This window comes from Martelella sp. AMO21009 (assembly GCF_053484295.1).
In genome coordinates, this window is record NZ_JBAKFR010000048.1 from 1 (window position 1) to 9,737 (window position 9,737).

A 9,737-nucleotide genomic window follows, 5' to 3' on the forward strand; every position below is an offset into this window, starting at 1 on the left:
GTCGATGACAGGGACAGCTAGCGAAATCAGGCCCAACTCGACCTCCTGATCGGAAATCGCAAATCCGTCCTGTTTGGTCTGCAATACGATCGCCTTCAATTTAGCGGTGTCGATGTTGGTTTTCGGAGTTAGCGCTTGGGGATCGAGCTGAGTGAAATAGTCTTCAAGCTCCGTGTCGCCGACGCTCGACAGAAGCACACGCCCGCTCGCCGAACAAAATGCCGGCAGTCGAATACCGAGCCGGATCACCGAAGAGACCAGCCGGCTCGTTTCGGCGCGCGCGACGAAGACCGAATTCCAATCGTCCATTACCGCCAGCGAAACGGTCTCCTGAAATTCCGATCGCGCCGCTTCCAGATGCCGCTGCGCCAGTTGCGGAAGTGAGGCGGCATTGCCGTAAGTGGAACCGAGGCGCAATATCCGCAATGTGGGGCGAAAGCTGTCGCCTTCCTTGTCGAGGTAGCCGAGATCCATCAATGTCAGCAGACACCTGCTCGCGCTGGCACGGGATATGCCGATGGCATTGGCCGCCGCTGTGACGGTAAGGGTGCCGCCGGTCTTGTTGAAAAGTTCGATGATGCGTATACCCTTTGCTAACCCCGCCATCGCTTCGGGTGCACGCGACCTGCCGTCGCGCATCTTTTTTTCCGGTCGTTTTCCTGCTTGTTTCATCGGTGCCGCCGCTACTATCCCCACCAGTAAACCCTCCGGTTCCGCCGGACGCCGCCCCCGCATTGATAAATGATATGGATCGGGCACCTTCATTATATTTCAAATATGCCCGCAAGTCTCCTAGAGCTCTGACAGTATCGGTATGCCGCGACCATGCGACGCTGGTATTGAAAGTCACGACTGCGAGGGAGGAGCGAGGTAATGGCGGTTTTGGAAGGTATAAAGGTTCTGGATTTCAGCCAGGCCATGGCCGGTCCGACCTGCGGCATGCTGTTGGGTGATTTCGGTGCCGAGGTGATCAAGCTCGAGCCACCCACCGGCGAAAGTTCACGACGTTGGGGGTCGGCGCGGCTCGGGGAGGATGACCAGTTCAGCGGTCTGTATTTGGCTCTCAACCGAAACAAGTCGAGTGTCGTGCTCGATCTCAAGACGGAGGCAGGAAAGTGCGCCATCCGCAAGCTCATCGCCCGGTCGGACGTGATCATCGAGAATTTCCGTCCCGGTGTCGCCGCGCGGTTGGGCTTCGGCTATCAGGAGGCGGCGCAAATCAATCCCAAGATAGTCTACTGTTCGATATCGGGTTTCGGCCAGGACGGACCTTTAGGACAAAGACCGGGGTTCGATATGCTCTTGCAAGCATATGCGGGCCATATGAGCATTACCGGCGAACCGGGCCGGCCTTCGGTCCGCACCGGTCCGTCGCCCATCGATCTGTTGTCCGGGGCCCACGCTGCCTACGGGATCATGCTCGCACTCTATGAGCGGCAAACTTCGGGCAAGGGCCAGTATATCGATCTGTCGCTGTATGACACGGCTATCCATTTGATCAGCCACTATATCGCCGATTATACGGCGGGCGGCGACATCCCTGAAAAACACGGTCCGTTCTTTGCGTTCTTGGCGCCTTATGGAATGTTCGACGCCAAGGACCGGGAATTTTACCTTGGTGTGGACAGTAAATCCTATCCCGCGTTCTGTAAGGCTATTGGCCGCGAGGATCTCATCGACGACGCGCGATTCAAAAGCAATGTCGACAGGCTCCGCAACCGCGAGGCGCTGCACGCCGAGCTTCAGCCGATTTTTGCCGCAAAAGATGCGAAAACATGGACGGAGATGTGTATGAACATCGGTGTGCCTACCAGCCTGGTACAATCCATTCCCGAAGTTCTCGCGCAGGAGCAGGGCGTATTTCGTGATATGTTCGTCAAATCCGGGATCGGCGATGCGATAACCGCTGGGATTCCGCTGAAACTGAGCCGTACACCGGGCAAAATCCGTCAATCGCCTCCGGCGCTGGGTACGGCCACGGAAATGGTTTTAAGCGATTTGGGTGCAGGAGATTGAGGAGATATGGACGACAAAACGCTCTCGATTTTCGCAGTGGGAGACGTTTTCGTTGACATCGAGGAGGGCCTGTCGGCGTTTCGTCATGTCACGCCCATTCTGAAAACCGGCGATATCGTGATCGGCAATTGCGAGGGCGTGTATACGGACCGTCCCGCGTTGACGCCAACCGTTAGACACCCCATGATCGCTCCCATCGCACAGGCGCATGGCCTCGGCGATGCGCCGTTTCACGTTCTGACCTGCGCCAACAATCACATTCTCGATGCGGGGTATGCGGGCCTCAGCGACACGCTTGCGGAGTTGGACCGCCAGGGCATCGCCACGACCGGTGCCGGAGCCGATATCGACCAAGCCTTGCGGCCTATCGTCAGCGACGTCAAAGGGCGTCGCGTCGCCTTTTTGGCCGTCGCCAGCGTTTTTCCCACCGGATACCATGCACGCGAAAACAGGCCCGGCCTGGCGCCTTTGCGCATAGAAACGCATTACGCGATACCGGATCGCACCTTCTGGGAGCCTGGCGTGCCGCCGATCATCGAAACGTGCGCCGTGAGAGAAGATCTCGAAAGGCTGGAGAGTGCCATTGCGGCGGCCCGGCAGGTTGCTGACCTCGTGATCGTGAGCTGCCATTGGGGCAATTCCAGTCTTTACGAAGTCGTGCAGGACTACGAAACACGCTACGCCCGCCATATCGTGGACAGCGGTGCCGATGCGGTGCTCTGCCATCATCACCACAGCCTGCGCGGGATGGAATTTTACAACGCCAAGCCGATATTTTACGGCCTGGGCGCATTCGTCCATCATTTTACCGAATTTCACCCATCCGCGGCGCAAGCCGAAAAACAGCGCGCCGATTACGGTAAGTTCGCCCATGGACCGCGTGAAGGGTTCCCGCTATTTCCGTTTCATCCAGACGCACGGATGACGGGCATCGCCCTGCTGCAATTCGGACCTGATAGCGATCTCGCAACCGGACTGATCCCGGCGATGGTGTTGCCAGATGGCAGCACAAAGCCATATCGCGCCGGCGATCCAGATGCCGGGCCAGTTGTCGAATATTTCGAAAAATCGACCCGCACCATCGGCAATGGCGTCGTCATCGAACGGTCCTGCTATGGAGATTGGGATTTCCTGGCGTTCCGCAGCCTCAAGTGAGGGCAACCAAAGCTGCCCGGCCGGAAACTTGCGCGGTAAGGCGGAAACATGACTTCTTCAGCTCACTACGCTAGGCCGCACCGATTAGCCAGCCCATAGATCCGGTCAACAGCTGATCTTTGAACTTCGGCAGCAGCTGCCGCTTCTGATCGAACGGCGTTGGCGTTGCGCCCATTTGCAGCCTTTGCGCCCGCACATCGGCACCCAATTGCACTAAAAGCTGATGCAGAGCGGGGTGGCCGCGCAACCCCCCGACACCGCCCGGCATCGCGCTGCATAAAGCGACTTTTTTGTCCGCCAGAAGATTGCCGCGGCCATCGCAATCGTGAGCCAGCCATTTGGCGGCGTTGCGGAAGATTTGCGAATAGGTGCCGGTGTATTCGTCAGAGCTCATGAAGATCCCATACGCGGACGCAAAGGCATCGCGGAAAGCGGTCACTCTTGCCGGCAGCCCCCCTTCCGCCAATTCGGGCGAAAATTGCGGCAACTCGCGCGCGGGCAGGTCGATCACTTCGAAAGTCGCCGTGTCGTCGTAAAGCGCAGATGCCACTTCCGAGGCGGCAATCGCCAATCTTCCATTAAGCGAATCCGACAGGCTGCTGCCGGAAAAAAATAGGAAATGCTTCAACGCGCCATCCTCCTTGCTTCGTTTTGGCTCATGTTGTGAGCTTTTAGAAAACTCAACCTCTTCAAATGTTTACATGCGGCATAGTCGTCAAATTGCGCTCTTATGACCGCAAACGCCCATCATCGTTATTGACATCCCCAAGCAAAACTTGCAAACAAGAATTGCAAAAACGAACAATGTTCGAATAACGAACAATGCGATCTTTTACGATGAGGAGCGTCATTATGGATGCCGTCGCACCCGACCAAGTGACTTTGCCGGAATGGCCCAAGCAGGAAGGCGCAACGCGCGTTCCCTACTGGATTTTCCAGTCTGAAGACGTTCTGGCGCGAGAGCGTGAAAAGATTTTTGCCGGACCAACATGGAGCTATTTGTGTCTTGAGGCCGAGCTGACCTCTCCGGGGGATTTCGTGGCGACTTTTGTAGGCGAAACGCCGGTCATCGTGACCCGCGACCGCGACGATCAGTTTTACGCGTTCGAGAACCGGTGTTCTCATCGCGGGTCATTGCTGGCTCTTGAAGATCGCGGCAATGTTAAGGATTTCACCTGCGTCTACCACGCATGGACCCACAGCCTTCAGGGTGATCTGATAGGCATCGCGTTCAAGGACGGCATCAATGGCCGTGGCGGCATGCCTGCGGATTTCTGCATGGAAGGCAAGGGCCCCAGAAAACTGAGGGTTGCCTACGTTTCAGGGCTGCTTTTCGGCAGCTTCGACGAGGATGCGGAAGATATCGAGGATTATCTGGGGGAGGGGATTTTGGAGCGCATCGAGCGTGTGCTCGGTGGCCGGAAGTTGGTGATTCTCGGCCGTTTCACGCAAGTGCTGCCCAACAATTGGAAGCTCTATGTTGAGAACACCAAGGACAGCTATCACGCCAGCATCCTGCACACCTTTTTCACGACCTTCAATATAAACAGGCTGTCGCACAAGGGCGGGCTCATCATCAATGATACCGGCGGTTGCGGGGTCAGTTATTCGGCCATAGCCGACCACGAGCCCGATGCAGATGCAAAAAAGAGCATCTATTCGGACCAGAAAATCAGGTCGCAATCGGACCTTCAACTGTCTGACGCCAAAATGCTGCAGCGCTTCCAGGAGTTCGGCGACGACATCACACTGCAGATTCTGTCGGTGTTTCCCGGATTTGTTTTGCAGCAGATCCAGAACTCCATCGCCATGCGCCAAATCCTGCCGGTGGGAACGAACGAGACCCATCTGAACTGGACCTATGTCGGCTTCGAAAGCGACACCGAGGTTGAGCGTAAAGCTCGCCTGCGGCAGTCCAACCTCGTGGGTCCCGCCGGATATGTTTCCATGGAAGACGGTTGCATCGGCGGGTTCGTGCAACGTGGCACCAATGGCGCCGCCGACAAAAGCGCCATTCTGGAAATGGGTGGACATGGACTCGACGTCGATGGCGGCCGCGTCAGCGAGGCGCTGGTGAGAGGATTTTGGACCGAATATCGCGGGAGGATGGGACTATGAACGCACAGGTCGGACGCGCCGAAGCGGCGGCGATGATAGAATCCTCTCAGGCGCATTACGCACGTGAAATCGATGACGGCGATTGCACCGCATGGCCGGATTTCTTTACCGACGACTGCTTTTACAAAATCACCAGCGCCGACAATCATGCCCAGGGCCTGGAAGGCGGGCTGGTTTGGCTCGAGGGCAAGGGCATGCTGCACGACCGCATCATCTCTTTGCTTGAAGCCAATGTATACGAGCGCCATTCCTATCGGCATCTGCTGGGAAGACCGTACATTTTCAACGCCGATGGGGATGATGTCGAGTGCGAAACGTCCTTTATGCTGGCGAGAATAACAAGGGAGGGGCCGACCACTCTTTTCGCGACGGGCCGGTACATCGACCGATACCGGTTGTCGGGCAATGACGCCAAAATCGTCAGCCGGACGGTCGTTCTCGACAGCCGTCAAGTCGATACCCTGCTGGCGTTTCCGCTTTGATGCGGTGCGATAGGGATCGCATTCTCGTCACCGTGGGCGACCCCAACGGCATTGGCCCTGAGATTGCGATCAAGGCCGCGCTGGAATTGGCTGAGGACGAAGCTTTACGGCCCGTTATCGTCGCCGACCGGCATCTCGTGGAGCCGATAGCCCACGCGTTTGGCGCCGATGTCAATGAGGATCGCAAACGCTGGGGCAGCGGAGCGTCGCCTTCGGTCGATCTCGAGCCGCTGGAGGCCATCGCCTCAGACGCGGTGACTGTCGGCCGGCCGTCTGCCGCCTCTGGGGAAGCAACCATCACCTATGTGAAACGGGCTTTGGAACTGATGGAAGACGGCATCGGCAGAGCGATTGTCGCATGTCCGCATTCCGAAACAGCGGTCAATGCCAGCGGCCGCGATTTTTCCGGCTATCCGCGGCTACTTGCAGAACTGCTGGATGCCGAACCCGATAGCGTTTTTGCGCTTCTCATTGGCGGAGGGCTTCGCATATCGCATGTCACCCTGCATGAAGGGCTGATGTCGGCGCTGACGCGCATGAATGCCGAAATGATCGAAAGATGCATCGTGGCAACCCATGATGCGCTGGAAAGGATCGGCATTTCGCAGCCTCGTATCGGCGTTTTCGGATTTAATCCTCATGCTGGAGAGGGCGGCCTTTTCGGCGCCGAGGACGATACGATCGTCGGTCCCGCGGTGCACAGCGCCCGCGCCCGCGGCATCGATGTGGTGGGGCCGGAGGGGGCGGACGTCATGCTAGTGCGCAACGCGTGCGACGCATATGTCGCCATGTATCACGACCAGGGTCACATTCCTGTCAAGCTGAAGGCCGGACAGGCGATTGCAGGCCTGTCCATCGGCGGAGGCTGTCTGTTCTCCAGCGTCGGCCACGGCACCGCTTTCGATATCGCAGGCCAGAACCGGGCGCGGTGCGACGGCCTGGTCTCAGCCATCCGCCTGTTGGGAGGAGTGAAGTGAGCCATATCATCTCGATCGAAGGCAGCGATATGGAATTCAGCTGCGGCGACGATGAATTTGTTCTCGACGCTATCGAAAACGGCAATTACGCCATCCCTTATTCATGCCGCAAGGGCGTCTGTTCGTCGTGCGAAGGTAAACTGGTAAGGGGCCGCCTTCAGGTGCGGGGGCAGGGACTGCAGGAAGGGCCGGTCAGTGGCGTGCGTTTTTGTCAGGCGCGGCCGCTGGGCGACGTCGAGATCAGCCCGCAATGGATCCGCAAGGATGATCTGCCGGCGCGCAAGAAACTGACCGCCAGGATCGCCAAGATCGATTACCCTGCCGAAGACGTTGCCGTACTCACCCTGCGGCTGCCCATCGGGCAGCGCGCGGTGTTCAAGGCCGGGCAATATCTTAGGGTATTTCTGCCCGGTGGCGCGGGCGACAGCCGCAATTATTCCATGGCAAATCCGCCGCGAAAAAACGACCAGGTCGAATTGCATGTCCGCCGTGTACCGGGCGGTGCCTTCTCCGATGCGATATTGCGTGACCTCTCCAAGGGAGACACGCTCGATATTGAGGTGCCGTTCGGCCAGTTCGGTATCGAAGAGGGTGACGGCGACACGATTCTTCTGGCGTCGGGCACTGGCTTTGCTCCCATCAAATCCATCGTCGAGGACCTCATCGATCATGGCAATGATCGCCCGGTCCGGCTTTATTGGGGCGCGAACAAAATTGCGGACCTCTACCACCTCGCCCTGGCGCAAAAATGGGCCGAAAAATTCGGCTGGTTCAGCTTCGTACCCGTTGTGCTCGAGCCGGAAGGGGAATGGTCGGGAAAAACCGGCTTCGTGCACCGCGCGGTGTTGGAGGATTTTCCCGATATGAGCCGATGCCGAGTCTATGCCTGTGGCGCACCCGCCATGGTCAATGCCGCCGCCACAGATTTTGCCAACGTCGCCAACCTGCCCGCGTCATCGTTCCATTGCGACATATTCGAGCCGTCAAGTGATCACGCGGCGGAACACACGCAATGACAGTTGCCAGTGATGCGGTGCGCTTTGTGGAAAAGTATTGGCGGGACATCACAATCGGATCGTGCAAGTTGCGGACAAAAACCGTCTGCCCCGTTTCTTGCCCGGCACTCGAAACGTGATGCCCAGGCTATAAATTTCGCATTCGTTCTGAATGCAAAGATTATATTTCCGTCGGAATTTGCATCGTGTGATGCTGGTACCGGGCACTGCCAAAGGAGGAATAACGGTGGGAAGCACAACGTACAGGGATGTCGACCCCCCCTATCTCGATCCCAATTACGAGGTGACGGTTCTGCGCGCACCGCTCAAGCCTAACGTCGTTCTGCCGCAGGACTGGTTTCACAATGTGAAAGGACCCGCCTTCGACACAATGAAGGTGACCGATCGCGACAGCGATCTGACGCGACAATGTGCCGGGGAGCCCCTGGGATCGCGCGTCAAGATTTTCGGCAATGTCTCGGATAGTGATGGCCGTCCCGTCAGCGGCGCATTGATTGAGATCTGGCAGTCCAACGCGGCGGGACGCTATGTCGACGCCAAGGACCTTTGGGGATTCCCCATCGACCCTAATTTCATCGGCGCCGGCAAATGTCTCACCGACGACAAGGGCAATTACGAATTTATAACGGTGCGGCCTGGCGCCTATCCAACCTTTTACACCACCGGCGAAAAGGGCTGGCGTGCGGCGCATGTTCATTTTTCGCTCTTTGGTTATGGTTTTGAGAGCCGCCTGATCACCCAGATGTATTTCGAGGGCGACCCCCTGCTTAGCCAGGATCGCATGCTATTGGGCATCCCTGACCGGAAGGGACAGGATCGGTTGATTGCCAAGGTCGATTATGACGAGTCTCAAATCGATCTGGAGCGGACGCTAGGCGCCAGCAATCCTTTCGACAATCAGGGCCGCCTCGTCGCGCCGGGTGCCTCGCTCGATATCGACGCCACCCCGATGTGGAACACCACCCATCTTGCCTACCGTTTCGACATCGTTTTGCGCGGCGCGCGCTCGACCTATTTCGAACCTCCCGAGGTGTCGGCATGACCGATATCCTGACGCCTTCGCAGACCTCGGGGCCGCTGTTTGGCTTCGCCTTGATCAAGGACGAACTGGCATTCAGCCCCGCTGCGGCCAATGACCGATGGGTCGTGACGGGCCGGATCACCGACGGGTCCGGCGCCCCGCTGGTTTATGAAGCGTTTGTCGAAATATGGTCGGAGGGGCAGGCGGTCCGCGCCCGTGCGCTCGATGACGGGCGTTATAGGGTGGAACTTGCAAAACCGCGCGAGGGCGCGCTTCCCGATGGCCGAGTTCTTGCGCCGCACCTGCATGTTGCTGTGTTCGCGCGCGGTCTTAGCCGGCAGCTCGTCACGCGGATGTATTTTCCCGATGAGGAGACGAAAAACAGATCTGACCCCGTGCTTGCCATGGTGCCCGCCGCAGATCGGCCCGCGCTGGTGGCGAGAAGCGGGCCGGAATCCGGGGCGCTCGAGTTTGACATCGTCATCCAGGGCGAAAACGAAACCCCGTTTTTCCGGGTATCTGCGGAAACGCGGGAGGAGACTTTAGCCGACGTTTGAAGATGTTGCAGCCACCCGTGCCGCTACACCGGCATGAGAATACGACCTTTTGCCCGGGCGATGACCGGGCGGAGCTAGATGCAAATGATCAGGGAGGAAAACTGATGTTCTTGAAAAAACTATCCACCAGGCTCGGGCTTATGGGCGCGACCGCAGGTTTGCTATTCGCCGCAGCGCCCGCAAACGCCGAAATCATCGTGATGGGCGGCAATCCCGAAGGTAGCCTGTTTTATGCACAAGCCCAGGCCCTGGCCTCGGTTATCGGCGAGCACACCGACATCCGCGTGGATGTGCTGCCGCAATCGGCTACCGTGTTTTTCCCTATGTTCGAAACCGGCGAGGTCGATATCGGCATCGTGACGCCGCTCGAGGCCCGCGTGGCCTACGACGGCAAG

Annotated in this window: 11 protein-coding genes; 9 read left to right on the top strand and 2 right to left on the bottom strand. The window is 58.1% G+C overall.

Going from position 1 to position 9,737, the window contains the following annotated elements; translation table 11 throughout:
* Positions 1-672 (bottom strand): IclR family transcriptional regulator domain-containing protein (locus V6766_RS24590; protein ID WP_448470882.1); only part of this gene is annotated, 672 nt, incomplete at its 3' end.
* Positions 673-873: 201 nt separating this feature from the next.
* On the opposite strand from V6766_RS24590, the gene V6766_RS24595 reads away from it, so the two are divergent.
* Together V6766_RS24595 and V6766_RS24600 are read left to right on the top strand one after the other, a co-directional pair.
* The gene (locus V6766_RS24595) at positions 874-2,016 is read left to right on the top strand and encodes a CaiB/BaiF CoA transferase family protein (protein WP_448470883.1); all 1,143 of its coding nucleotides are present in this window, start codon (positions 874-876) and stop codon (positions 2,014-2,016) included.
* Positions 2,017-2,022: 6 nt separating this feature from the next.
* A complete protein-coding gene (locus tag V6766_RS24600; RefSeq protein WP_448470884.1) occupies positions 2,023-3,171 on the top strand; it encodes a CapA family protein in 1,149 nt (382 codons plus the stop codon).
* Between the two features lie 70 nt (positions 3,172-3,241).
* Here the strand turns inward: V6766_RS24600 and V6766_RS24605 are convergent, their stop codons facing one another.
* Positions 3,242-3,799, bottom strand: coding sequence for an NADPH-dependent FMN reductase (locus tag V6766_RS24605; RefSeq protein ID WP_448470885.1), 558 nt, complete (start codon positions 3,797-3,799; stop codon positions 3,242-3,244).
* 224 nt (positions 3,800-4,023) lie between these two features.
* Between V6766_RS24605 and V6766_RS24610 the strand changes: the two genes are divergently transcribed.
* From V6766_RS24610 to V6766_RS24640, 7 genes are all read left to right on the top strand, one after another.
* Positions 4,024-5,289 carry an aromatic ring-hydroxylating oxygenase subunit alpha gene (locus V6766_RS24610; protein ID WP_448470886.1) on the top strand — a complete coding sequence of 422 codons (1,266 nt, stop codon included), beginning with the start codon at positions 4,024-4,026 and terminating at the stop codon, positions 5,287-5,289.
* Positions 5,286-5,771: an aromatic-ring-hydroxylating dioxygenase subunit beta gene (locus V6766_RS24615; protein WP_448470887.1), complete on the top strand. Its 486-nt coding sequence runs from the start codon at positions 5,286-5,288 to the stop codon at positions 5,769-5,771. The genes V6766_RS24610 and V6766_RS24615 overlap by 4 nt, the downstream gene beginning before the upstream one ends.
* Positions 5,771-6,748 carry a PdxA family dehydrogenase gene (locus tag V6766_RS24620; RefSeq protein ID WP_448470888.1) on the top strand — a complete coding sequence of 326 codons (978 nt, stop codon included), beginning with the start codon at positions 5,771-5,773 and terminating at the stop codon, positions 6,746-6,748. Before V6766_RS24615 ends, V6766_RS24620 begins: the two co-directional genes overlap by 1 nt.
* Positions 6,745-7,764, top strand: a complete 1,020-nt coding sequence (locus V6766_RS24625; protein WP_448470889.1) for an FAD-binding oxidoreductase — start codon at positions 6,745-6,747, stop codon at positions 7,762-7,764. Before V6766_RS24620 ends, V6766_RS24625 begins: the two co-directional genes overlap by 4 nt.
* A 226-nt stretch (positions 7,765-7,990) precedes the next feature.
* A complete protein-coding gene (locus V6766_RS24630; RefSeq protein ID WP_448470890.1) occupies positions 7,991-8,806 on the top strand; it encodes a dioxygenase family protein in 816 nt (271 codons plus the stop codon).
* Entirely contained in the window at positions 8,803-9,342 is a 540-nt protein-coding gene (locus V6766_RS24635; protein ID WP_448470891.1) for a hypothetical protein, read from the top strand. Before V6766_RS24630 ends, V6766_RS24635 begins: the two co-directional genes overlap by 4 nt.
* Before the next feature lie 104 nt (positions 9,343-9,446).
* Positions 9,447-9,737, top strand: a 291-nt coding sequence (locus V6766_RS24640; protein ID WP_448470892.1) for a hypothetical protein, incomplete at its 3' end; no start/stop codon positions are given.